Genomic DNA, 26,061 nt, shown 5'->3' with positions numbered 1-26,061 from the left:
TTTTTGTTTATTAATTAGTCTTTTTTAGATACATAGAAGTATGCTGCTGCTAATCCAACTCCTCCAACAATATTTCCAAGAGTTACAGGGATTAGATTTGTAATCATTCCCATGAAGAATTGAGGTTCTTTAAACATTAAAGCAGAGAAAAGAGTCATATTTGCAATACTGTGTTCTAATCCTATAGTAATGAATGCGAATAGACACCACCAAATCATGATTAGTTTTCCTGACTCAGATGTCATTTTTATTGAACACCAAACAGCTAAGCAAACAAGGATATTACAAAGAACACCTCTGTAGAAAAGATCCATGAATGGAGCAGTAGCTTTTAAAGTAGCTATAGTCACCATAAATTTTCCAACACTTTCTGCACCAGGAACAAAATGAACAGTTAAGTTAGTCATTGAGAAGAACCATCCACAAAGTATTGATCCAAATAGATTTCCAAAATAACATACAACCCAAAGTTTTATAGTATCTGCCCAAGTAGTTTTCTTTGACAGTGTAGATATTGTCATAACAAAGTTATTTCCAGTAAATAATTCGCTTCCGCACATAATAACTAAACTAAGTGCAACTCCGAAACAAGCTCCCATAAGAGTTCTAGCACCTAATGGTCCAATAACTGGTGCAGCTAATCCACCAATAGAGAAAATTAATAAAATTCCTAATCCAACAAAAAATCCGGCAAAAGTTGATAATACAAAGTATTTTCCTAAGCTATTTTTTAAAAAATTACTCTTAGCAACACCTGCGTTTGCAACTTTTTCAATCGTTTCTAAAAACATAGAATCCTCCTAAAATAAATAATATACTAGCATTTTATACTAGAATAAAAAAAATATGGTGTGACAAAAATCACACCATTTTATTTTGAGTAAAAAAAGATTTTTTAAGGATTAAAATGTAATCTAACTGTACTTTTTAAAAGAAAACATTGCAATATCTTAAATCGACATTCCAAAGCAATTTTATATTTCTCTTTGTGCATTCACAAGCATGAATAGCATCGAAGATAGTTTCTAAGTTGTAATGTCTAACAATGTAAGACTCAACACAGACATCTAAAGTAGTTTTTCTCTCTCTTAGATTGCAAGGATAAACGATTACGATTTCTTCTCTTAGTTTGTTAAGCTTTTTTAAAATATCCAAGGTAATATCATTTATATTTTCAAATCTGTGAAGAACGTTATTTTCTCGATCTAAAATAAGTCCCTCTCCTATATGAAACATATTTTCCTTTACGATATTTCTGTAAGAGTTAGTTAATTTTTCATAAGCTATAATCATGGTATCAACCCCTTCTATCATCTTAATTACCATATTTATTACCTCATATATACTTTAAAGTCAAATGTTTTCCTTTAATTTGAATCATCATTCTAATATATACTTCCTAAAGAGTAATCATGTATTGGGATGGGATATAGATTGAAACCTTTTATTTTTTTATTAAGTGCACCATTTAAATCTCTGTAAAATAACATAACTTCACTATTGTTAGCAACAATTATCTCTTGGATTTCCTCATATATTTTTTCTCTACTTTTTAAATCTAAGGTTTCACGAGCTTCTTCTAAAAGAGAATCTACTTTTTTATCGCTGAAAAAAGTTCTATTTCCAGCAGCACCAAAAGCGTTGGTATGATGTGTTGGATAAAGCGCGTAATCTGAATCACCTGTAACACTTCCCCAAGATCCTATAAACATATCAAACTCACCTTCATTTGTTTTTAGCCAGTATATACTAGGTTCAAGAATAGCTATTGAAACATCTATTCCAACTTCTTTTAGATATGCCGCAATTATTTCAGCAGTTTGAATATCTATTCCAGAGCTCATAGTTGCTAAAGTTAAAGATGTTCCTTTTATTTTTTTTAGAAGAGTGATAGCTTCATTTTTATTGTAACTTAAATTTCGGGTATTGGGATTATGACCTTGAACTCCCTCTGCTACGGGTGAATTCGCAATTTTTCCCTCTCCATTTAAAACTGTTTCTAAAATAGCTTCTTTATCTATAGCTAAATTGATACCTTTTCTAATATCTGGGTCTTTAAAAATCTCTTTTTTTAAATTTAATCCCATATAAGTATATGAATATGATGGAATCGACATAAACTGAAGATTTTCATTTTTATCAACTGTAACCTTATCTTGTGGAGGTAAAGTAAATGCTATATCAGCTTCACCTGTTTCAAGAGCAATAGTTCTATTAGTGGCTAACGGTATTGTTTTTATATTTATCTTTTCATATGTTGGTTTAGTATCGAAGTAATTTTCAAATCTATTTAAAACTAACCCTTCACCCGGAGCCCAGCTTTCTAAAATATATTTTCCACTTCCCATAGGATTTTCAACGAGAGCTTTTGGATTGTTAGTTACATATTTTTTACTGACAATGCTTAGCGCAGGATGTGTTAATTGGTCTATAATAGCTGAAAATGGCTTTTCCAAGATCATTTCGAAATTATACTCATCTATAATAACAATATCTTTAATAGGTGGTAATAAACCCGCTATCCTTGGAGATTTTTTCATTCTATCAAATGAAAATTTGACATCCTCCGATGTCAATTTATCCCCATTTTGAAAAAGGATATTTTCCTTTAGAGTAAATTCTATTTTTTGATTATTAATAAATTTATAACTTTTAGCAACTCCAGGGATAGTTTCCATATTATGGTTTTTTTCTAAAAGTCTAGAGTAAAGTAATCTATTTATTCTCAAGGAGAATCCATCATTTCCGAAATGCGGATCAAAAGTTCTTGGATCACCTTCTTGAACTACATTGATTGTTGCTGAAAATATATTAATGGTAAAAAGTAGCATAAAAAATAAAAGTAGTTTAATCCTCTTCATAATATGTTCTCCTATAAAATAATTTTTTCTATCTCCTGAATCTCTTGACCTAGAAACTCTTGAGCAACTTTTTTAAATTTTTTACAATCACCACTCACATAGAATTTAAGGTATGGAGTTTTAAAATATTTACCTTCTCCGATTAATTTTTTTAAAGATTTTGCTGTCTCTTTAGCGGGATCAACAACCTGTCCTTTAAAATATCTCATTATATATTTTTGAATTAAAGGATAGTGAGTACATCCTAAAATTAAAGTATCTATCTCCTCTGGAAATTGATTTAAGTAACTTTGAATTAAATTATTACTTTCATAATTATCTTCCCATCCCTTTTCGATCATACCAACAAAAAGAGGGCATTTAATACTATATACTTTTATAGATGTATCTTTTTTTTCGATAGATTTTTTATATATATCCATTTTTATTGTAGCTGGAGTTGCAATAACTCCAACCATTTTATTTTTTGTAATTTTAATTCCCTCGTTAGATCCATTTTCAACAACTCCAACAACAGGAATGCTATATCTCTCTTGCATAATATCCATTGCTGCACCAGTAGCAGTGTTACAAGCTATAACAAGAGCATCCACTTTTTTTTCGTTTACTAAGAAGTCTGAGACCTTTAAACAAAGAGAACGAATTTCATCAATCTCTCTATCTCCATAAGGAGCATGTAAACTATCACCAAAATAGATGATATTATCGTAAGGAAACTCTCTTAACACCTCTTTTAAAACTGAAACTCCCCCTACTCCAGAATCAAATACTCCAATTGTTCTCATTAAAACCTCACATTCTTTTTTTATGATTTTTATATTAATTTTATTGTACTACCTATTTCTCCCGGTATTGCAGTAGAAACTTCAAGTCTTCTTGGTATTCTTATTTTTAAATCCTCAACATGACTTATAATACCAATCTTCATTTTTTCTTTCCATCTAATCTCTTCTAATATCTCAATAACTCTATCTAATAAAACACTATCAAGTGTTCCGAAACCTTCATCTAGGAAGAAGAACTCCAATTGAATTTTACCCTTTAGTTGTAATTGCCCTGATAATGCTAAAGCTAATACAAGAGATACAATAAAAGTCTCTCCACCAGAAAGTGTTGAGCACTCTCTCGAGTGATTACTATTAAAGGTGTCAATTATTATAAAATCACAGTTATTATCAACTTTTAAAAGATATCTTCCTCTAGTTATTTTTTGTAATCTTTTTGACGCTTCATATGTTATGTAATCTAGACGTTTTCTAGCAAGGAAGTTAACGAACTTTCGTCCTTTAAATCTTTTTTGAAGAAGTAGAAGATCATCTTGTTTAAGAGTTAGCATTTCAATCTCTTTTAATAACTCATGAGCTTCTTCAGCTAGGAGTTCTATTCTATTCAAATTACTTTTCAATTCTGTAGTCTCTTTAATTAAAGAGTTTTCTTTTTCAGATAACTCTTCTAGATATCTACTCAAAAACTCCCATCTTTCAGAATTAAACTCTCTATTGCCAATATCGGATAGAATCTCACTTTTTAAATGGTTATATCTAGTATAACTATTTTCAAATTCTGAAATCTTATTTTTTATAGATAAGTAGATATCTTCATTTAAAAGATATGAAAGAACTTCGTCTTTTGAATTGAATCCTTTAGAAATTATGGTTTCTTTTAAATGATTATCTTTAATCTCGAAGTTGCTTTCAGAGTTGCTTATTTTCTCTTTCAAGGTAGCAACATCTATATTCTTAGATTGAACATTCTCTAAAATAGAGAGAAGGTTATTTTTAATTTTTCTTAATTCAATCTCAGATGATTCTTTAAAAGAGATAAGAGTTCTATACTCTTTATCCATATTTTCTAAAATATTTTTTTCTTTTAAAATTGACTCTAAAATAATCTCATTTGAATTTGAAAATATGTTGTTAAACTTTAGAGAGGATAGATTCTCTCTCTCCTTTGATATTTCATTTTCATAAACCGTAACTTTTTGTAAAGAATCTTTTAGTGTCGACTTTCTGTGAGAGATGTTTTCATCTAAGTTAGATATGCTAGAAATTAGAGTTGTTATAGAGCTATGTAAATCTCGTTCTTTTCTAACTGCTTCGCTTTCAATATCTTTCAAAGATTTCAACTCTTTTTCTTTCAGTATTAAAGTCTCTTTTAAACTTTCTATATTTTCAATATCTCCAATTCTTAATATATCTGCATTTACATATTCAATCTTTGTCTCTATCTCTATTAATCTCTTTTCTAAAATAGTTTTCTCATTAATATTTTTTTCTAGAATAGATATATCAATATGATGAGTAGCTTTTGCTAAATCTGGATGCTCTTTTGATCCACATACGGGGCAATTATCTCCATGATTCAGATGTTGAGCTAATTCGAAAGCATGATTTTGAAGAGTTTGTTTTTGAAGATCCGTAACTATTTTATCTATTGCAGAAAACTGATGTAATAAATCATCTTTTTTTTCTAAATAGTTTCTTAAATCTTTTTCTAAATTAGATTTATTTAAATTTTTCTCTGTTTCAATTCCAAGTTTTGTTTTTATATCTGCAATATCTTTTTCTAAAGTAGATATTGTGTTTGAATCAATTTTTATTAATGAGTTTAACTCGTTCTCTTTAATTTCTAATTCAACTTTATTTTTTGTAACTTTTTCTTTAAACGATACAATCTCTTCCTCTATTTTTTTATTAGTTGAAGAGATCTCTTTTAATAGTTTTTCTTTTATTTCAATCTTATTAAGATATCCCTCGGCTTTTCTAAGAGAATCAAGTGCTTCATGATCAACTTTTCTCTCTGAAATTTTTTGATTTATCTCTTCTATTTTTTTATCGAAAGATTCTTCCTTATTTTTTTCTAAATCTAGAATTGCATTTTCTTTATCTAAAGATATTTGAAGATTTTTTAAATCGAAGTTATTTTGAATAATCTCACATTTAATTTTTTCTAACTCTTCAATTAAAACTTTTAAAGAGCTTGCAACTTCGTGTTTCAAGACATCATTTTTATTTCGTTCGATCTCCTCTTTTACTAAATCTAATTTTAAAAGTTCAGAACTATATAGTTCTAATTTTTCAAAAAGAGTCTTTATATTATTTAATTCTGAGAATTCAGATGTTAAAGTTTTTTTCTCAACTATAATTTGAGTAAGTTCAGAGTTTTTGATTTTTAAATCAGATTTAAGGGTGTTTATAAGTTCAATAGAGATATCTCCTTTTCCTTTAATCTGATTTTGAAGCGAACTTATACTTTCTTTTAAATCATTCAGACGAAAACTTATTTTATTTGACAAGTTCGTACCATATTTTTCTAAATCGAAAATATTTTCAAGCATACTCATTTTATCTGAACCTTTAAGTTTTAAAAACTCACTAAACTTTCCTTGAGGAAGAACAACTGATCTTGTAAAATCATTAACTCCTATTCCAAAGTATTCATTTATTTTACTTTGAACATTTGTTACAGTATCAGCAACCACGTCACCATTTATCTTTAAAATTGGTTTCGCTTGCTCAAATTTTTCTTCACCCTTCCGAGTATATTTCTTCTTATAGCATCTATCTATTTCAAATAAATTCTCACCTAAAGAAAATTTAAAATAAACTTCTATGCTGTCACTGTCTTGATTTAGACATGGTCTTATTCCATTCCCACTATTTCCCATAGTTCTAGGTATTTTATCAAATATTGCAAAAATCATAGCATCTAAGATTGTTGATTTCCCACTTCCGGTTTCTCCAAATATACCGAAAAGGCCAAGAGAAGTAAGCTCATTAAAATCTATAGTTTGTTTTTTAGAGAAACTTTGTAGTCCACTTATTTCTAATTTAATTGGTTTCATCTTTTTCCCCCTCCTCTAAAAGCTCTAAGAAAAGTTTCAAAATGTTGTCATTTGGAGCTAACCCTTCACTTTCCTCTTTAAAAAACTCTATAAAAGCCTCTTCCAAGTTAGTTTCGTTATATAACGTAACTTCGTTTTCTTCCTCATTTAGCTCTATAATTGGGATAATCTCTAAAATATTTTTATTGGATTTAATTTTTCTGATTGCTGAATTTGTTAGAGGTTCATCTAATTTTACTTTTAAATATATCCATTCGTTTTTATCTAAAAGCTCATTGGATTTTTGAATCGCTTCTTCAGCTCCATTTACAAGATACTCTTTTATAGGTTTATAGTTTGATATCGGTATCTCTTTTATAACACTTGAATCTAAAGAGATGTCCACAACAAAAACTTTTTTATCAAATCTATTTTCAGTAACTCTATACTCCAATGGAGATCCACAGTAGTATGCATTTTTATTTTTAAATACCATTGGCTTATGAACATGTCCTAAAGCTATATATTCAACTTCTGGTAAATCACCTGTAGAGATAGCTCTTGAACCACCTAATTCAAGTGCAACCTCTCCTTCTCCCATAGAACCAGCTACATATATATGTGTCATAATAGCTGTTGGAATATTTTCATCATTATAAGAGACTCCCTCTTCTAAAATCTCTTTTATTCTCAGGTTAAATTTTTTCTCTTCAAATGTTTCATTTAAAATAGCCTCACTAGGAAATGGCAAATTATATAGATAGATTTTCTTTTCATTTTTCTCAATAAAAATTCCTCCTGGAGAATTCTTATATATATTTAAAGAGCCATACCTTCCTGTCTCTATCTTTTGGAATGCTGTTTCATATATTATAACACCATAATCTTTTGCTAGATGGCTAACCGCATTTAATCTTGCTGGATTATCGTGATTTCCTGGAATTATTATAATTCCAACATTTCCATTCAAAGAAAGTTGTTTTATGCTATCAAAAAATAATTTTTCAGCTTCAGCAGATGGATTGTATGTATCGTAAATATCACCCGCGAGAAGCACAAGATCTATTTTTTCATTTTTTATTATCTCTTCTAAGTCATTTATAAATAATTTTTGCTCTGTTATTCTAGATTGACCCTCTAGTTTTTTACCTAAGTGCCAATCAGAAGTATGAAGTATCTTCATATCCCCCTCCTAAAACTATTCTTATTACAGTTTACCACTGAATGGATCAAAATTCAAATTTAAACAAAATAAAAAAGGATTGAAATTTTATGTTTCAATCCTTTTTAACTTTTTATTTATTTTTTAGGTATTATTTTCCAGTTAATCTTTTTAAAGCATTTGCTACGAATTCAACTTGAGTTCCAACTATAACTTGTACTGAAGTTTTTCCAGCTTTTAATACACCAGCAATACCTAACTTTTTAATTTCAGAATCTTGAACTAAGCTATTATCTTTTAATTCAAGTCTCAATCTTGTAATGCAGTTATCAACAATAACTATGTTATCTACTCCACCTAAAAGAGGGATTAGTTTTTCAGCTAACTCATCATTTGTTGTTGGTTTAGAAGAAGTTGTTTCATCATCAGATGAATCTTCATCTTCTCTTCCTGGAGTTTTTAAATTCATTCTAGTTATAACTGCAGTAAATATTACATAATAAAGTACGAAGAATACTAATCCTTGAATTATTAACATATACCAGTTAGTAGCTAATGGGTTTCTAGATGATAATAGCATATCTATTAAACCAGCTGAGAATCCAAATCCAGCCATCCAATGCATAGATGCTGCTATGAATAAAGATATACCAGTTAAAATAGCATGAACTAAATATAATCCAGGTGCTACGAACATGAAAGCAAACTCTAAAGGTTCAGTAACCCCAGTTAAGAAAGTTGCAAATCCAGCAGCAATCATGATTGATTTTATTTTATCTTTATTTTCAGGCTTAGCTGTTTTTACGAATGCAAGAGCAGCTCCTAAAAGTCCAAACATCATTATTGGGAAGAATCCAGCTTGGTACATTCCTGTAATTCCAGGAATTCCAGTTCCGTTAGCGATAGATTGTGCTCCACCTAAGAATTTAGGAATATCATTTATACCTGCAACATCAAACCAGAATACAGAATTTAATGCGTGGTGTAATCCAACAGGGATAAGTAATCTGTTTAAGAATCCGTAAATTCCAGCTCCAACAGCTCCCATTCCACTGATTGCTTCTCCAAAGTTTACTAATCCATCATAGATTGTTGGCCAAACATACATTAAAATGAATGAAACAAGAATCATAACGAAAGATGTTATAATTGGAACCAATCTTTTTCCACTGAAGAAAGAAAGAGCTTTTGGTAATTCTACATCACTAAATCTGTTGTATAAAGCTGATGATATAACTCCAACTAAAATTCCTATGAATTGGTTGTTGATTTTACTAAATCCTGCAGGAACCTCTTCAATTTGCATAATTTGTCCTACAGCACCTGGTGATAAAAGAGTAGTGATTACAAGGAATCCAACTAAACCAGTTAAAGCAGCTGAACCATTTTTATCCTTAGACATTCCAAAGGCAACTCCAACAGCAAATAGAATTGGCATTTGATCTATGATAGCAGCTCCTGATTTAATTAGAAACGCAGCTAAAGCACTGTTTCCTCCCCAACCAGTTGGGTCAATAAAGTAACCTAAACCTAATAAAATTGCAGCAGCAGGTAATACTGCAACAGGAACCATTAGTGCTTTACCGATTTTTTGTAAATAACTAAACATACATTCCCTCCTAAATATATTTTTTTTGAAATTTTATTTCTAACATATTTTATAATAAAAGAATTATTATGTCAAGAACGATTTATATTTTTATAGAACACAATAACTATAATATATACAAAAAATATTGCATAAATCCTTGTAGAATCAGTGTTCAAATAAATAAAAAATTAATTTTTTTATTTACTTTATTTTAATATATGATATAATAATTCTAGATTAATAAATAGGCGATGGAGTTCGCCATTAAACGCGTAAAGCTAATGACTCCTACTCTTTTTTAAGGGTAGGAGTCTTTTTTATTTTAAGGAGGAAGAGAAAATGCATTATATTATTACTTTAATTTTTTTCATTTTTTTAGCAATCTATTCAAATTTTTTAGGTAAAATTGTAGAAAAATTTAAAATACCATCTTTAATAGGGATGATGGTTGCAGGGGTTTTGATTGGACCATATGGATTTGATAAAACACCTGAGTTAGCTCTAAGCTTTGCACCTTTGTTAAAAGACATCGCTTTAGTCATAGTTTTATTTATTGGTGGTCTTGGTATTGGAGCAGATCAAATAAAAAAAATAGGACGACCGGCAGTTTTACTTAGTATTATTCCAGCTACATTAGAAGGATTTGCAGTAGCTTATCTTTCAACAATTTTTTTAAATTTTACATTTATCCAAGGTGCTATTCTAGGATTTATAATAGCTGCAGTTAGTCCGGCTGTACTTATTCCATCGATGGTAAATCTTATTGATAAAAATGTTGGACAAAAGAAATCTGTTCCACAACTACTTTTAGTTGGAGCTTCAGCAGATGATACAATAGCTATAACTCTATTTACAACATTTTTAGCTATATATTTTCAAAAGATTGATGGAGGAAGTTTTGATATGAAAACTCAACTTTTGACTATTCCACTTTCAATTGTAGTTAGTTTACTTATAGGATGGGTCGTTGCTTTTATTGGAAAAAAATCATTTTTAAATATTAAAAACTCTAGTTTTAAATTGATTGTAATATTTAGTCTGTGTATCTTACTAAGATTTATAGAAAACAAATATCATTTTTCTCTATACAATTCATTACTTAGTATTATGTCTCTAGGGTTTTTTATTCGTTTCTATTATAGTGAAAAATATAAAGAGATTCATAAAGGAATGAATTCTATTTGGAAATATGGAAAAATATATCTGTTTACATTTGTAGGAATGGCAATAAATCCAGGACTTGTAGGTGGATACTTTTTTATAGGTTTAACTATTTTATTTTTCTCACTTTCAGTAAGATCATTAGGAGTTTTAATCGCCTTAATAGGAACTAATTTAACTTATAAAGAGAGGCTTTTTTGTGTGATAGCATATCTACCAAAAGCAACAGTTCAATCTGCAAAAGCTGGAATACCTTTGCAAATGGGAGTTGTGGGTGGAGAAATTATGCAAGCCATAGCTATATTGAGTGTATTAATAACAGCTCCGTTAGGTGCGATAGGAATAAACTCAACATATAAAGAGTTATTAAAAGATTCATAAAATAAAAAATTTAAAAAGGAAATTTAGGAGTTAGAAGTATATAGGAATAGTTGCTTTTATTTTACAAAAATTTATATTTTGGGGTGATAGATATGATTGAGTTTAAAAAAGTTACAAAATCCTATGATAAGAAAACACTTATTTTAAAAAATATAGATTTCAAAGTAAAAACTGGTGAATTTGTAGTTTTGATTGGGGAATCTGGATGTGGAAAAACGACCACAATGAAACTAATCAACAGATTGATTGATCCAAGCAATGGAATAGTTCTCATAGATGGAGAGGATATCAGTAAAGTTGATCCAATCACTTTAAGAAGAAGAATAGGTTATGTTATTCAAAAAGAAGGTCTTATGCCACATATGACTATTGGAGAAAATATAGAACTTGTTCCTAAACTTTTAAAGTGGGAAAAGGAGAAAAGAAAAAGTAGAGCGTTTGAATTATTACAACTTTTAAATCTTGATCCTGAAATATACTATGATAAGTATCCACATGAAGTATCTGGGGGGCAAAAGCAGAGAGTTGGAATAGCCAGAGCTCTAGCTACAAATCCAGATATAATACTCATGGACGAACCATTTTCAGCTTTAGATCCGATAACTAGAGAGAGTATTCAGGATGAGGTTTTAAAATTGCAAAAAGAGTTGGGGAAAACAATAATTTTTGTTACCCATGATATGGATGAAGCTATAAAATTAGGAGAGAGAATAGCATTTTTAAAAGATGGTGAAATTTTACAATTTGGAACTCCAGATGAAATTCTAAAAAATCCAGCTTCAGAATATATAGAGCAATTTATAGGTAAAGATAGAATTTGGAAAACTCCTAAAAAACTTTTGGTTTCAGATATTATGTCTAAGCAGTATTGGACAATAGAGAAAAGAAGTAACATATCAAGAGCTTTCAATCTTCTTAAAACTCATGATACAGATTTTTTAATTGTGACTGAAAGTGAAGCTGGAAAGCATAGTGAACCGATAGGTATAATATTTAGAAAAAATTTAATTCATGCTATGGAGAACAACGTATTAAGAGTGCGTGAAGTAATGGATATAGATTTTTCTACGATAGACAAAGATAGTAATCTTTTGGATGTTTTAAATAAAATGTCTAGTATAAAAGCTAGAGTTATGCCTGTTGTAGATAGTAATAATAAATTAACAGGAGTTATTACAAACTTAGGTTTGGTAAATGCAATCAGCAAGATAGCTCCATCTCCTGAAAATGAAGGAGATGTAATTGAAGGGGGAGATGTTTTATGAACTCTCTGAACTCTTTCATAAAATATTTTTTAGAAAAATTACCTGAAGTAAATGTAGCTTTGCTTCAGCATATAGAAATAACAGGACTAGCTGTAAGTATAGCTATCCTTATAGGTGTTCCCATCGGAATTTTTATAATTAGAAGTGAGCGACTCTCTAAAATTGTGTTAACAATAGCAGGGATATTCCAAACGATTCCTAGTTTAGCTCTTTTTGGTTTAATAATTCCAATTATGGGAATCGGTCTTAAGCCAGCAGTTTTTGTACTTTTTTTATATTCTCTTCTACCAATAATAACAAATACATATATTGGAATTAAGGGAGTTGATAAGTCGACTATTGGAGCTGCGGTTGGAATGGGAATGACAAATTTCCAAGTTTTGACAAGAGTAAAACTTCCGATTGCTGTTGCTGTCATAATGGGAGGAATTAGAATCTCAACAGTTGCTACAATAGGAACTGCTACAATTGCAGCACTAATAGGTGCTGGTGGTCTTGGTGAACTTATATTTAGAGGAATTTCAACTAGTAATAATAATTTGGTTTTAACGGGTGCTATTCCAACAGCGGTTTTGGCATTTGTTGCTAACTATTTTTTAGGTGTATTAGAAAAAGTTTTAACACCAAGTGGTATGCTAACAAATAGAAAAGAAAAAAAGAAGAATATAAAGATTTTAAAAGTTATTACAACTATCTTGGTTCTTCTTGTAGGATTTAGAATTTATGAAAACAGTAAAGAAAAAGGAGTTCCAACAATCATCGTAGGACATAAAAATTATAATGAACAAAGAATTTTAGGTATTATGATGTCCCAAATAATAGAAGCCAACACTTCTTATAAAGTAAAAACCGTAGAACTTGGAACAGGAACTGTGATATTTGAAGCTATAAAAAATGGAGACATAGATGTATATCCAGAATATACTGGTGTAGCCTATGCAGCGTATCTTGGCAAAAAAGAAAAAGCTGATGCAAAAACAGTCTTTGATATCATTAAAGAAGAGTACGCAAGAGATCATAATTTAGACATAAGAGAACCGATGGGATTTGAAAATACTTATGCTTTTGCTATGAAACCAGAAGTTGCTGAAAAATATGGAATAAAAACTATAACAGATTTAAAAAGATATGCAGGAAATATGGTATTGAGTGGCCCTCATGAGTTTATGGAGAGGGAGGATGGGCTTTTAGGAATTCAAAAAGCTTATAATATAAAATTTAATGGTATTCTTTCAATGGATCAAGGGCTTGTTATAAACTCTTTAGTATCTGACAAAATAGAGGTTGCCTTAGTTTATTCAACGGATGGACTTATAGCTAAACATAATCTATTTTTATTAGAGGATGACTTAAAGTTTTTCCCACCTTATGAAGTTGTTGTAACTATGAAAAAAGGCTTTGAAAATATAAAACCAGATGTTATAAAATCCTTAGATTCTTTGGTTGGAATGCTTAACGAGGATGAGATGCAACTTTTAAATCTTTTAGCTATTGAAGGTCAAGAACCGATTGAAAATATCATTAGAAAGTTTTTGATTGAGAAAGGAATCATAAATTAATAAGATAGAAAAAAGCTGAAGAATTCTTCAGCTTTTTTAATTTAAATATATTTAATTCTGTATTCTATAAAAAGATAAAATAACCAAGTAATGGCAGTGTTAAAATTAACACAGGAGCATTTAGCTCTTTATATCTTCCAGTTAAAAATTTGATAATAACATGAGATATTATTCCCATACTCATTCCTGAGGCCATATTATCAGTAAAAATTGTAAACATAATCGTGATAACAGCAGGAACGAATTCAGTCATGTCATCCATGTCAATAAATTTAATGCTTGTCATCATTAAAATTCCAATAAAAATTAAAGCTGGTGCTGTTGCAGCAGATGGAATTATATAAACTATAGGTGTTAAAAATATAGTAAATATAAAACATATTCCAGTTGAGATTGCAGTTAACCCTGTTCTTCCTCCCTCTTCAACTCCAGCTGCAGATTCTAAGAATGTTGTTATTGTTGTTGAACCAAATAATGCTCCTACAATAGTTGCTATAGAATCTACTAAAAATGGTTTATCTACTTCTGGTAGATTTCCATCCTCATCTAAAAGTCCTGCTTGAGCAGATACTCCAAGAAGTGTTCCAAGAGTGCAGAAGAAATCTCCTACGAAAAATGTGAATATAAGGGGTATAAATGCAAATTTTAATGATCCCATAATATCAAGCTTGAAAGCTATTGTAGATATTGATGGAGGCATAGAGAAGAAACTCTCAGGTATCTGAGTGATCCCCATTGGAATTCCAAGTAAAGTTGTAATAACTATACCAATTAAAACTCCGCCCTTTACTTTATTTAAAACAAGTGCAATTGTTATGAAAAGTCCGATTAAAGATAGTATGGTATTTGGATTAGAGATGCTTCCCATAGAGATTGTCCCGTTTCCAATAGTCATTATTTGACCATTTTTAAATCCTACCATAGCTATGAAGAATCCTACAGCTACTCCAATAGCAAATTTTAAATTTTTAGGAATCGCTTCTACTATAAGTCCTCTTAATCCAAGAACTGTTAATAATAAAAATCCTATTCCTGATAGAAATACCATTCCCATAGCTGTTTCCCAAGTTACCATTCCTCCGGCAACTAAAGTATAAGCAAAGAAAGCATTTCCTCCCATAGCTGGTGCCATGGCAAAAGGTCTATTTGTATATAGTCCCATAACGATTGAAAATGCAGCTGATAGTATCGCAGTTACAATAGTAACAGCTTTTACATCCATTCCAGCAGCGCTCATGAATAGAGGCTGAACTATTAAAATGTATGCCATTGTCATAAATGTTGTAATTCCAGCAGTTAATTCTGTTGAAATTGTAGTGTTGTGTTGGCTAAGTTGAAAATAAGAATCAATAGCCCCTAGCACACCATTATTCTTTTGTTTAATGTTCTCCATTACTCCTCCTAATAATAAGCCATTTACGGCGGCTTGTAGAAACTCCTGCCCTTATTGCAGGATTATATCAGTGATCAAAAATACAGAATATTGTACTATATTTCACAAATATTGTCAACTTTTATTTTAAGAGCATATTTCTTATAAAAAATACATACTATAAAATATTCAAAACTAAAATTATTTCTTTAAAAAACACATAATTACAAACATATAAAAATAATAATTACTATAACAATATATAGAAAATAAAAGTACATATAATACCTCTTATCTGCATCAACATAAGTTTTAAATAATAATTATTTAAACTAATTTAATAAGAATTGTAACTTTTTATAAAATATGAGATAATATAGCATAAATATTTAAATATTAGGAGGTAAAACTATGTATAACGTGACAAGAGAAATGTTAGTTGAAGTTTTAGAAGGATATATAAAATTAGCTAAAGAGCTAGATGGTGAATTAGTTGTATTAAACAAAATAGATGATGAAGCAGATGAGTTTTTAATAGAAAAAATTAAAGATTTCGACTCTATAAAAACAAAGAAAAATGATTTGTTAGAAATAACAATATATGTTGACGATGAAGATGAAGTATATGAAGAGTTTGTTATTGGAGATGGATCTGATTACGAAAAAATTCAAAAAAATATTTTTGCAAAATATCCAAAACTTTATAAAATCAAAAATATCAAAAAAAAGACCGATACAGAAAATTCTAGAAAAGAAAAAACTCTTCCTGGAAATAAAGATCTAAATACAAACCATTTCCAAAAATTCATGAAAAAAAAGAAATAAAAAAAATTAAAAATCTATATTAATCAAAAAGTGAGGTTTAACTAAATACCTCACTTCTTTTATTTTTGAATCTCTAAATTATTATTCCACAAAAATTAGTTTTTTAAAACTGTAATTTTATCTTTTTTTAGAATTAGAAGCCTGTTTACGAGTGTATAATAGGTAAGAAATAAGTGCACCTTCAATTAGAGCAATAAATCCAAATATTACAGAAATTAATTTAAAAATATTTTTTGGAGAAATTTTCTCAACTTGAATCATTTCTAAATCAATATTTTTCATATTTTTTTCTATATTTTTATCTATAGGACTAGTGTTTGTATTTTGTGGTATTTTTATTTCTGAACTTACAGATTTTCCATTCACGACGATCTCTTCACTTGGAATATTTAATATTTCATATTTTTCTGTGATCGTATTGAAATAAGGAATATCTATTATTGGAGTTTTTTGAACTCCATTTTTTTTAGGAATAAATGCAATTTCAAAAATCTTTTCATTAAAATATTTTCCATCAATTATCTTTTCATTATATCCTTTGATAGTTTGAAATACATTAAAATTCATATCTTCTTTAATAGGCAAACTATCTAAAAGAGCCAAATTTCCACTTCCTTGTAAAGTCAAAGTTAAAGTTATGGCTTCACCAACATTCACTTCTTTAGTTTTCCAACTTTCTAAAGAGTTCAATGTTCCTACGATATCTTTAAAATTAGTAGGAGAATGATCAGGTAAAGGTTTGATATCTATCTCAATATCCTCATCTCCTATATATGATGTATTTTCATTGAAAAAATCTCTTGTGGGCTCTCCTACTTTAACACTACTTGAAGATATGCTTTTCAGACCACTACCATTAGCTTGTAAAACTCCTTTGAAAAGTGTCACTTGAATTCCTTGTTTTCCATTAAAATCAACAGGAGTCTGAATATAGTTATTATTGCTATATGGAGTCATATCTTTAACTGAAAAATCTTTGAAATTAGGCTTTTTTGCCTGACTAAGAGAACTTACTCTAACCCCACTTATAAAATACTCCTCATATGGAATCTTCTCTCCAAAATAGAATGTCGTTTTAGGAGTAGTACTTTTTAATATAAATCTATCACTTAAAGCGGAATTAATAGATTGACTTTTTTGAACATCTATTAAAATTACTTTTTCTACTCCTTTTTCAGTTTTTACTTTTAAAGAAAATTCTCCTTCTGATTTTGCTCTAACTCTATAAATATCACTTTTAGCTGAAGTTGTTTTTCCATTGATAGAGTTATAACTATTTGTTGAAGCTTTAGATATAATATCAAAATTCTCTATTCCTTCAATCGTATATTTTCCTTTATCCTCATTTAAGAATGAAACTTCTATACTAAAGTCTTCATTTCTAGATGGGGATGGATTTGAGGCATTTAAAACTAACTCTGAAAAACTTATTTTACAAAGTAGTAACATCATTATATATAAACTAGTTTTTTTCATTCCGACTCCTTACCATCTATTCTCACTATTTTTATCTTCACTCATGTTTAGAACTCTCTCATTATTTTTGAAAGCTCTCTTTTCATTTCCTTCAAGTCGTTGCATAATACTTTTCAATTCATCAGCTTTTTGCTGATCTTGTTGTTGCTGTTCACTTTGTGTCTGTTTATTATTTTCAGAGTTATTCTCGTTATTATTTTGATCACTCTGATTATTTTTATTTTCATTATTATTGCCATTTTCTTGATCAGATTGCTGCTGATTTTTATTTTGCTCTTGATTATTTTCATTCTGTTCTTGATTATCTTTTTTGTTTTGATCTTGTTGATCAGATTGTTGTTGATTTTCTTGTTGTTTCAATGCTAGTTCATAATTTTTTTTTATATTTATATCGTTATTATTATCTAATGCTAGCTTGTATTCTTCAATAGCTTCTTTTATTTTATTTTCTTCAACCAACTTATTTCCAGATAAAAATTTTGTATATCCTATATTTTCAGTTTTATTCATAGATTTTTTGAATTCCAAAAAAGAAAATAAACTCAATATAACTCCTAAAATAAAAAGAAAGATTTTTTTAAACATACGATTCCTCCCTCTCCTTTTTAGGTAAAAAATATCCCAATAAAATTAAAAATAATCCTAAGCTTAATGGATATTGATAATATTTTTCATAAGTTTTCAAATTTTCTTCTCGTTGAGAAGTTTTATCTAGTTTTCCAATATCTTCAATCAAATTTTTATAACTACCTGTACTCAGATTGTTTAAAGAATAATAATTACCTCCACTTTCTGAGGCTAATTCTTTTAAAAAAGTGTCATTCAATTTCGAAACAACGATATTTCCAGAGTCATCTTTTATAAACCCGTTGTCTATTGGAATTACACTTCCATCTGCAGTTCCAACCCCAAAAATAAATGTTTTTAAATTATTTTTTTTAACAAAGCTTAAAACATCAGGTTCTCGATCTCCACCATCAGAAAAAATTATAACATTTTTATCTATAGCCTCTGTTTTCTCAAACGAACTATTTGCTAGTTTTAATGCCTCTAGAAGTTGTGTTCCTCCACCTGATATTAACTTACTATCAATAGCATCAATATAATTTATTGCCATAAAATAATCATCTGTTAAAGGCATTTGGATGTAAGCACTATCTGAGAAAGGAACTATTCCTACCCTATCTCCTTTTAAATTTGATAAAATCTCTTTCAACTCTTTCTTACTCAGTTCGAGTCTATTCGGATAGGTATCTTGAGCTAGCATTGATCTAGATATATCCATAAGAATATATAAATCACTTCCTTTAACCTCTATTTTCTGCTCATCTTTTAATTTTTGTGGAGAAAGTAATGCTAAAAATACTAAAAAAGCACCTATAGACAAAAAAATAGCTTTTAAAAATGAATAAATATTATCATTCTTCCAACCAATATTTCTTAAAATATTTTGTCTTTTTCTAAACCCTAATATTAAAAATACCACGACTAATACAGGGGTAACTATAAATTTTAAATTATCTATATTTCCAAATTCCATACTATCCCTCCTTAAGGTATTCTTATATATTTAAAATATTGGAAAAATATACCTAATAATAATAAAAATAGAGCAATTTCTAATAGCTCTTCGAAGTATTCTTTTATATCATATACACTTCTACTATCTATTTTAGTTTTTTCTAAATTATCAATCTCGTTGAAAATGTTTTGAAACTCTTTAGAATCACTAGCTCTAAAATATTTTCCATTTGTTTCATTTGCAATAGTTTGCAGAAGATTTTCATCAAGTTCGTTGTTTTGAATATATCTAGTTCCAAAAAATCCAGGAACAGGAATCTCTTTTGCACCTATACCTATAGTATAAACTTTTATTCCTAATTCTTTAGCTACTTTTGCAGCACCAATAGGACTCATCTCTCCCGAATTATTCTCACCATCCGTCATAAGAATAACAACTTTAGATTTTGAATCAGAATCTTTTAATCTATTTAAAGCGACTCCTAATCCCATTCCTATAGCAGTTCTATTATTACTACTAATATCATCTGTTGTAATTGTAGATATCATATTTTTTAAAACATTGTGATCAAAAGTTAAAGGAACCTTTGTGTATGCTTCACCACCAAAAACAACCAATGACATTCTGTCGTTAGATCTTTTATCTACAAACTCATTTAAAATCTCTTTTGATTTTTCCAATCTATTTGGATTAAAATCTCTAGCTTCCATAGATTTAGATAAATCTAATGATATAACAATATCTATTCCATCTTTTTTTACAATTTTTCCTTCACTTGTAATTTGTGGTCTGGCCAAAGCAAATATCATGAAAATTGTAGATAAATATATACAAATCTTTCCTAAAAGATGTTTTTTACTTCCTTTGGAATATTTTTTTATCATCTGTATTCCTGGAACTTTAATAGCTCCACTAACTCTTCTTCTAAAGAAAAGATAGGTCACTATAGGGATTAGTAATAATATATAAGGTAATTTGAAGTTAAACACTATTCTTTTTCTCCTTTCTGAGTCTTTCAACCATTTCTATGGCTTTATTCTTGTATTCTGAGCTCTCTTCGTTGCTACAAATAGCATTTGGAGCAAATTTTAAATAATCCATTTTCTTAATAAAATCAATATCGCTAGTAGTTAATGTAGAGATTAACTTATAATCTCCACCTAAGAAGTTTGTATTATATACACCATCTATATATTTTCTTAATTCAAAACTAACTTTCTCTTTCCAATTACTCTCGTTAACTTTAGTTATTCCTTTTTTAAATATAATATATGGATCTTTTAATCTATCTATTATAAATAATACAATAGATAGTAGCATTGCAGTCGTTCCACTCATTCCTAATATTATAGCGGTATAAGGATAGTCTTTTTCATCATACATCTTCTCTAAATTAGCCAACTCTTTATAAGGTTCTCTATCTTCATCGGTTAAAGTAGATACTATTGGTAACTTTAATTTTTTATCACCTAGAAGAATCTCCTTTTCTCCAATATTATAACTTCCAAACGTTACTATATATGAGCTATTTTTTGTTTTATCTAAAGAGTATATTTTGAACTCCTCTAAACTTTGTTTAATCTCTTCCTCTTTTATATCTCCAGATATTTTTAATGTTATCCTATCTCCTACATAATACTCTTTCTCTTTAACTTCTTCACCAAAACCTAAAACGGAGAAAAATATGAAGATAAAGAGGAACAATTTTTTTATCTCTTTCATCTCACTCTCCCTCGACAGAAAAATCTTGATATCTCTTTTACATAATCTTGGCCTACATAAAGATTGATTCCATCATTTAAACTATTTATAGCAAATTCACTTTTAGAACTATAGTTTTCAACAACTATTTGTTCACCAGTTTCAGAATCTTCTAAAGTAAAAATCGCTCCTTTAGGTAGTGATTCGAACTTTTTATCACCTATTCTGACTGGAATTATCTCATGCCTTCTAGATAAACTTTTCAGTTCCTTTTCGTAGTTATCATCCAAAAAATCAGAGATTAAAAATATAACAGATCTTCGTTTGAATATTTTTCCAAAATATCTAAGAGCATTAGCTATATCGGTATTCTTTCCTTTTGGATTTAAAACTAAAAGATTTTCTATAATAGAAAGGGCATGTTTTTTTCCCTTTTTCAAAGAGATAATTTTTTCTATCTCATTAGAGAAAAACAGAGCTCCAACTCTATCTCCGTTTTTATTTGCACTAAATGCTAAACTTCCTACTAGTTCAGTTATTAAATCCAATTTATCTTTAAATCTATTTGAAGCTGAAACATCAACTAATAGAAATACAGAGAGTTCCCTCTCCTCAACAAACTCTTTTACATATGCTTTTCTCTGTTTTGCAGTTACTTTCCAATCTATCTTTTTTACATCATCACCCGGAGCGTATCTTCTAATATCAGCAAACTCCATACCGTTTCCTTTTAAACATGATTGATATTGTCCCGCAAAAATATTATCCGATAAAATTGTAGCTTTTATCTCTATATTTTTAATTTTTTTCAACAGCTCTTTTTTACTCTCTTTACTATGATCAAAATTCATAACTATCACTCCTTAAGGTAAAACTACTGTTTTTAATATATCCTCTATTATATCTTCTACATCTTTATTTTCAGCTTCAGCTTCATATGTAAGTATCAATCTATGACGTAAAACATCATAAATAACTTTTTTTATGTCTTGTGGCATAACGAAATCTCTTCCATCTAAGAAAGCTGCTGCTTTAGCTGCTATAACAAGTCCTATACTAGCTCTAGGAGAAGCTCCACATGCTATATATTCAGACTCTTCTCTAGTTTTAAAAATAATATCTAAAATATATTTTCTTAGTTTTGAATCTATATTAACTTTTTTTATCTGTTCTTTTATATCCTCTATATCATTAGCTGTTATTATTGTTTGAATCGATATGTCATTAAACTCTTTCTCTCCCGTTAAAAGATCAAGAATTTCCATCTCCTCTTCATAAGTTGGATATTCTATTTTCACTTTCATTAGAAATCTATCTTGTTGAGCTTCAGGTAGTGGGTATGTTCCATCCTGTTCTATTGGATTTTGTGTTGCTAAAACTATAAATGGTTTATCTAATTTAAATGTTTCATTAGCTATTGTTACCTGTTTTTCCTGCATCGCTTCAAGTAGTGCTGACTGAACTTTAGCAGGTGCTCTATTTATCTCATCAGCTAATATAATATTAGCGAATATAGGTCCTTTCTTAACATGAAATTCACCCGTTTTCTCATTGTATATCTCTGTTCCTACTATGTCACTAGGCAATAAATCGGGAGTAAACTGTATTCTTGAAAAACTTAATCCTAAAGTTTCTGCAATTGTATTTACCGTCAGTGATTTTGCCAATCCTGGAAGACCTTCTAAAAGAATATGATTGCCCGTTAAAATTCCTATAAGTATTTTATGAATCATATCTTGTTGTCCAATAACCTTTTTAGAAATCTCCTTTTTTAAAGTATTAATTCTTTCCATTTTTTCCTCCTAAGTTTCAATAGTATATAGTGATTACTTTATTATAGTTAAAAAATTTAAAATCACCAAATTTTTTGACGAAAAAAAAAGAATAAAAGTTTAAACTTTTACTCTTCTTTTATTTTTATTTATCTGTATTTTTTATAAAATAGTTTCTAGTATTTCAGACTTCGGTAGAGGTTTAGAGAATAGATATCCTTGAATATAATCCGATTTCATATATTTCAGAAGTTCTAAATCCTCTTTTGTTTCTACACCTTCAGCCACTACTCTTAAATTCAATGCATGAGCTGTGTCTATACATAATTTAACGAGTGTTCTATACTCTTCACTGTCTTTCATTCCCCATACAAAACTTTTATCTATTTTTATATTAGATAAAGGTAATTTTACTAAGTAATTAAATGCCGAATAACCCGTCCCAAAATCATCTAAAGATATTTTCACTCCGATATCTTTTAGGTTTTTTATTTTTAATATATTTTCGTCTATATTTTGAAGTAATACAGTTTCTGTAATTTCAATTCCTACATATTTAGGATTTACTCCAACCTCATTTATTATCTTTTTAATATTTCTAACAAAATTATGTTTCATAATTTGAACTGCAGATATATTAACTGATACAACAACTTTTTTTTCTCTATTTTCATTTATTTTTTTAGCAAAAGAAAATGCACTTCTTATGATAAAGTTTCCTATTTCATCTATCAATGTTGATTTTTCCATAATATTTATAATCTCAATTATTGGAACTCTTCTATATTTATCATTATTCCATCTCAATAAAGCTTCTAAACCAACTAGATTTTTATTACAACAATACTGAGGTTGATAGTATAGTTCTAACTCATCTTTTTCTAAAGCATTTCTTAAATCTTGTTCTATCTCTTCATTCAAGCATCTCTTTTTATCTAAATCTTTATTATAAAATACGTACTGATTCTTACCTTGATCTTTAGCTTTATACAGTGCTAAATCCCCTTTAGTTAAGAAATTGTCGATACTTTCTTCACCTGTATTTCCTGTTACAATACCTATACTAGCTGATAACTTTGTAAATTTAATCTTTTTTCCTGTTAATAGATTAAGAATACTATCTGCAGTTTCTGTAGCAGTCTCTTTACTCATTTTACCTTCCCAAGCTATTACAAACTCATCTCCACCAATTCTTGATACAAAACCATCTCTACAAATTTTTTGTAAATCCTCTGCAAACTCAATTAAAATCTCATCACCATGTTGATGGCCAAAGTTGTCATTTAAATGCTTAAAGTTATCTAAATCCATAAACATGATAGTAGCGTCAGCATCATTTTCAACTAGTTCACTTTCAATAAAATTATACAGTCCTCTTCTATTTGCTAATCCAGTAAGAGAATCTGTATATGCCATTCTTTTGATTCTAGCTTCTTGATTTTTCATTTCAGTTACATCTCTCATAGTACAAACTATTCCAATAACTTCTCCCGATATATCTATAATTGGAGATTTAAATACTTCTACTATTTTTTCTCCCGATTTAGTATTTAAGGTTCTAACTAAACTTATATTACTTTTATTAAATATTACATCTTTATCCTCTATAGAGATGCTTTCTCTATGTTCTTGCCCTAATATATCTTCCTCTTTAAGATTCATATATAAAAGTTTATTTATTTCTGTTAATCTATAGAATGTAGAATTACTTTGTACAATCTCTCCCTTTCTATTCTTAGTAAAAACAGCAAATGGCATATTTTCTAATAGAATATCAAATTTAACGTCTTTATTCTTTAAATCGGTTATATCTTTAGCTATCCCCATTGTTCCTAAAATATTATCATTAGTGTCAACAACAGGAACTTTGTATATATTAAATTGTCTATATCCTTTTTTTCCTGGAATAACTTCATCAAATATTAACTGTTTTCTTTCAGTCATTACTTTTAAATCATACTCTCTACAGTTCTCCCCAATCATACCATTCCAAACAAATTGATCATCCTTACCTCTGATAGTATCAAAGTCTTTGCCACAATGCTCTTTAAATTCGTTGTTAACAATCATATATTGGCTACTTTGATTTTTAAACCATGCCATATATGGGATATTATCCATTAAAGTATAAAACTTTAGTTTATTCTCTTCAGCTTCATCTTTTATTAAAATTGTTTCTTTTAGTTTATCTAAAACTAATCTAATCTCTTTTAGAGAATACGGTTTTAAAAGGAAATTAGTGGCTCCTCTTTTTATGTAATCAGATGGTCTCTCCTCTTTTAGTATATTTACAGATACTACTATTCTATCTAATTTCTCTTTGAAACATTCAAAAACATAGTCATTGTAGCTATCAAATATAATAAAGTCATAGTTTTTCCAATTATTTTTTGAATATTCTACTATATTCAAAAACTCGAATTCATAATCTTGTAATAAATATAATCCTAGTTCCTCTAGCGATCTTTTTGCTCTTTCGCTATCGTGTAAAATTAGTACCCTTGATTTCATCATTTAATTTCCCTTTACTCCTGATTTGTGTCACATTCTAACACGTGTTTTATAACATTCTAACACAGATTTCATTTTTTTCAAATATTAATATTGAATTTATAAGTTTTTAATACTATAATGTCTTTGAAAACATAATTTAATAAGGGGGACAAAATGTATAAATTAGTTATTTCAGATTTAGATGGAACATTAGTGAACAGCAATAAAGAGGTTTCAGATTACACAAAGAAAATTGTCGATTTATTAAAGCAAAATGGTGTACATTTTATAATTGCAACTGGTAGAAATTTGAAAGGGGCTAAGCATATTTATGATATTTTAAACCTGAATGGTGAGATTATTTGTAATAATGGTTCAACAATTTATGACAACAAAGGAGAATTAATCTTTCAAAAAATTGTTGATAAAAATATAGCGCAACTAGTCTTTGAAACAGCTTTAAAAGAGGAGTGTGCTTTTCTAGGAAGCTATGGAACACAGCTTTATATAGGAGAGGGAACGCTTGATCTTGTTAATACTTATTTATACAATCCAGCTCAAGACCCTATAGAAATAAACATCAATAACATTTCAACATTTGATTTTGAAAAAATAGTTTTAATGAGTAAAGATAACAATAAATTAGAAAAACTTTCTTCTGAATTTAACTCTTTAAAAGAAGTAAATGCATTTATATCACAAGAAAATTATCTTGATGTTGTTCATTTTGAAACTTCAAAAGGAAAAGCTTTAAAAGTTTTAGCTAACTCTAAAAATATAGATCTAGAGCACACTATCGCCTTTGGAGATGCTTTTAACGACTATGAGATGTTAAAATTTGCTGGAAAAGGATTGGTTATGGCCAATGGATTTGAAGAGTTAAAAAAAGAGTTTGAAGTATTAGAATTAACTAATGATGAAAATGGAGTTGCAAAGTACTTAGCTAAAGTTTTCTCTTTAGATTTATAAAATATAACTTTAAAAATGACGCCAAGTAATACAAATAATCTTGGCGTCATTTTTTTAGGGAGTATACCAAATTTAGTGTAAATTAACTTCTTAGCTATCAAATTTTAAATGTCCAAATAGGCTATCTT

At 28.8% G+C, this 26,061-nt stretch carries 21 protein-coding genes and 2 riboswitches; of the genes, 5 read left to right on the top strand and 16 right to left on the bottom strand.

Features of this window, described 5'->3' with window-relative positions:
• Positions 1 to 14: 14 nt before the first annotated feature.
• The 7 genes from L992_RS02305 to nagE all read right to left on the bottom strand — a co-directional run bounded on the left by L992_RS02305 (position 15) and on the right by nagE (position 9,455).
• Positions 15 to 791: a formate/nitrite transporter family protein gene (locus L992_RS02305; protein ID WP_047380793.1), complete on the bottom strand. Its 777-nt coding sequence runs from the start codon at positions 789 to 791 to the stop codon at positions 15 to 17.
• 136 nt (positions 792 to 927) lie between these two features.
• On the bottom strand, positions 928 to 1,326 hold the full coding sequence (locus L992_RS02300; RefSeq protein WP_047380792.1) for a hypothetical protein: 399 nt from the start codon (positions 1,324 to 1,326) through the stop codon (positions 928 to 930).
• Between the two features lie 59 nt (positions 1,327 to 1,385).
• Positions 1,386 to 2,861: an ABC transporter substrate-binding protein gene (locus L992_RS02295; RefSeq protein ID WP_052193879.1), complete on the bottom strand. Its 1,476-nt coding sequence runs from the start codon at positions 2,859 to 2,861 to the stop codon at positions 1,386 to 1,388.
• An 11-nt stretch (positions 2,862 to 2,872) separates the two neighbouring features.
• Entirely contained in the window at positions 2,873 to 3,646 is a 774-nt protein-coding gene (murI, locus tag L992_RS02290) for a glutamate racemase (RefSeq protein WP_047394147.1), read from the bottom strand.
• Positions 3,647 to 3,675: 29 nt separating this feature from the next.
• Positions 3,676 to 6,705, bottom strand: coding sequence for an AAA family ATPase (locus tag L992_RS02285; protein ID WP_047394146.1), 3,030 nt, complete (start codon positions 6,703 to 6,705; stop codon positions 3,676 to 3,678).
• The gene (locus tag L992_RS02280; protein ID WP_047394145.1) at positions 6,692 to 7,867 is read right to left on the bottom strand and encodes an exonuclease subunit SbcD; all 1,176 of its coding nucleotides are present in this window, start codon (positions 7,865 to 7,867) and stop codon (positions 6,692 to 6,694) included. Before L992_RS02280 ends, L992_RS02285 begins: the two co-directional genes overlap by 14 nt.
• Positions 7,868 to 7,997: 130 nt before the next feature.
• Positions 7,998 to 9,455: an N-acetylglucosamine-specific PTS transporter subunit IIBC gene (nagE, locus tag L992_RS02275; protein WP_047380781.1), complete on the bottom strand. Its 1,458-nt coding sequence runs from the start codon at positions 9,453 to 9,455 to the stop codon at positions 7,998 to 8,000.
• A 220-nt stretch (positions 9,456 to 9,675) separates the two neighbouring features.
• A riboswitch (Fluoride riboswitch) is annotated at positions 9,676 to 9,735 on the top strand.
• A gap of 41 nt (positions 9,736 to 9,776) precedes the next feature.
• On the opposite strand from nagE, the gene L992_RS02270 reads away from it, so the two are divergent.
• From L992_RS02270 to L992_RS02260, 3 genes are all read left to right on the top strand, one after another.
• The gene (locus L992_RS02270; protein WP_047380779.1) at positions 9,777 to 10,979 is read left to right on the top strand and encodes a sodium:proton antiporter; all 1,203 of its coding nucleotides are present in this window, start codon (positions 9,777 to 9,779) and stop codon (positions 10,977 to 10,979) included.
• Between the two features lie 92 nt (positions 10,980 to 11,071).
• Entirely contained in the window at positions 11,072 to 12,244 is a 1,173-nt protein-coding gene (locus L992_RS02265; RefSeq protein ID WP_047380776.1) for a betaine/proline/choline family ABC transporter ATP-binding protein, read from the top strand.
• On the top strand, positions 12,241 to 13,803 hold the full coding sequence (locus L992_RS02260) for a glycine betaine ABC transporter substrate-binding protein (protein WP_047380774.1): 1,563 nt from the start codon (positions 12,241 to 12,243) through the stop codon (positions 13,801 to 13,803). The genes L992_RS02265 and L992_RS02260 overlap by 4 nt, the downstream gene beginning before the upstream one ends.
• 64 nt (positions 13,804 to 13,867) lie before the next feature.
• Here the strand turns inward: L992_RS02260 and L992_RS02255 are convergent, their stop codons facing one another.
• On the bottom strand, positions 13,868 to 15,196 hold the full coding sequence (locus tag L992_RS02255) for an NCS2 family permease (protein WP_052191628.1): 1,329 nt from the start codon (positions 15,194 to 15,196) through the stop codon (positions 13,868 to 13,870).
• Positions 15,189 to 15,286, bottom strand: a riboswitch (purine riboswitch). Its footprint overlaps the gene before it by 8 nt.
• A 300-nt stretch (positions 15,287 to 15,586) precedes the next feature.
• On the opposite strand from L992_RS02255, the gene L992_RS13050 reads away from it, so the two are divergent.
• Positions 15,587 to 16,000, top strand: a complete 414-nt coding sequence (locus L992_RS13050) for a hypothetical protein (protein ID WP_052193878.1) — start codon at positions 15,587 to 15,589, stop codon at positions 15,998 to 16,000.
• A 117-nt stretch (positions 16,001 to 16,117) separates the two neighbouring features.
• Here L992_RS13050 and L992_RS02245 read toward each other — a convergent pair whose 3' ends face one another.
• The 8 genes from L992_RS02245 to L992_RS02210 all read right to left on the bottom strand — a co-directional run bounded on the left by L992_RS02245 (position 16,118) and on the right by L992_RS02210 (position 24,985).
• Positions 16,118 to 17,476 (bottom strand): BatD family protein, encoded by a 1,359-nt coding sequence (locus L992_RS02245; protein ID WP_047394144.1) that lies wholly within the window; start codon positions 17,474 to 17,476, stop codon positions 16,118 to 16,120.
• Between the two features lie 9 nt (positions 17,477 to 17,485).
• Entirely contained in the window at positions 17,486 to 18,061 is a 576-nt protein-coding gene (locus L992_RS02240) for a hypothetical protein (RefSeq protein WP_047380770.1), read from the bottom strand.
• Entirely contained in the window at positions 18,054 to 19,016 is a 963-nt protein-coding gene (locus L992_RS02235) for a VWA domain-containing protein (protein WP_047394142.1), read from the bottom strand. Before L992_RS02235 ends, L992_RS02240 begins: the two co-directional genes overlap by 8 nt.
• An 11-nt stretch (positions 19,017 to 19,027) precedes the next feature.
• Positions 19,028 to 19,987 (bottom strand): VWA domain-containing protein, encoded by a 960-nt coding sequence (locus L992_RS02230; RefSeq protein WP_047380765.1) that lies wholly within the window; start codon positions 19,985 to 19,987, stop codon positions 19,028 to 19,030.
• On the bottom strand, positions 19,980 to 20,720 hold the full coding sequence (locus L992_RS02225; RefSeq protein ID WP_047394139.1) for a hypothetical protein: 741 nt from the start codon (positions 20,718 to 20,720) through the stop codon (positions 19,980 to 19,982). The genes L992_RS02230 and L992_RS02225 overlap by 8 nt, the downstream gene beginning before the upstream one ends.
• Complete coding sequence (locus L992_RS02220; RefSeq protein WP_047394138.1) at positions 20,717 to 21,550, bottom strand: DUF58 domain-containing protein; 834 nt, start codon at positions 21,548 to 21,550, stop codon at positions 20,717 to 20,719. The genes L992_RS02225 and L992_RS02220 overlap by 4 nt, the downstream gene beginning before the upstream one ends.
• A 12-nt stretch (positions 21,551 to 21,562) precedes the next feature.
• A complete protein-coding gene (locus L992_RS02215) occupies positions 21,563 to 22,492 on the bottom strand; it encodes a MoxR family ATPase (RefSeq protein WP_047380758.1) in 930 nt (309 codons plus the stop codon).
• A gap of 141 nt (positions 22,493 to 22,633) precedes the next feature.
• Entirely contained in the window at positions 22,634 to 24,985 is a 2,352-nt protein-coding gene (locus L992_RS02210) for an EAL domain-containing protein (protein WP_052191626.1), read from the bottom strand.
• 153 nt (positions 24,986 to 25,138) lie between these two features.
• On the opposite strand from L992_RS02210, the gene L992_RS02205 reads away from it, so the two are divergent.
• On the top strand, positions 25,139 to 25,933 hold the full coding sequence (locus tag L992_RS02205; protein WP_047394136.1) for a Cof-type HAD-IIB family hydrolase: 795 nt from the start codon (positions 25,139 to 25,141) through the stop codon (positions 25,931 to 25,933).
• Positions 25,934 to 26,061 lie beyond the last annotated feature (128 nt).

This window comes from Cetobacterium sp. ZOR0034 (assembly GCF_000799075.1).
Lineage (GTDB): Bacteria > Fusobacteriota > Fusobacteriia > Fusobacteriales > Fusobacteriaceae > Cetobacterium_A.
This window is presented reverse-complemented; position numbering and strand designations above follow the sequence as displayed.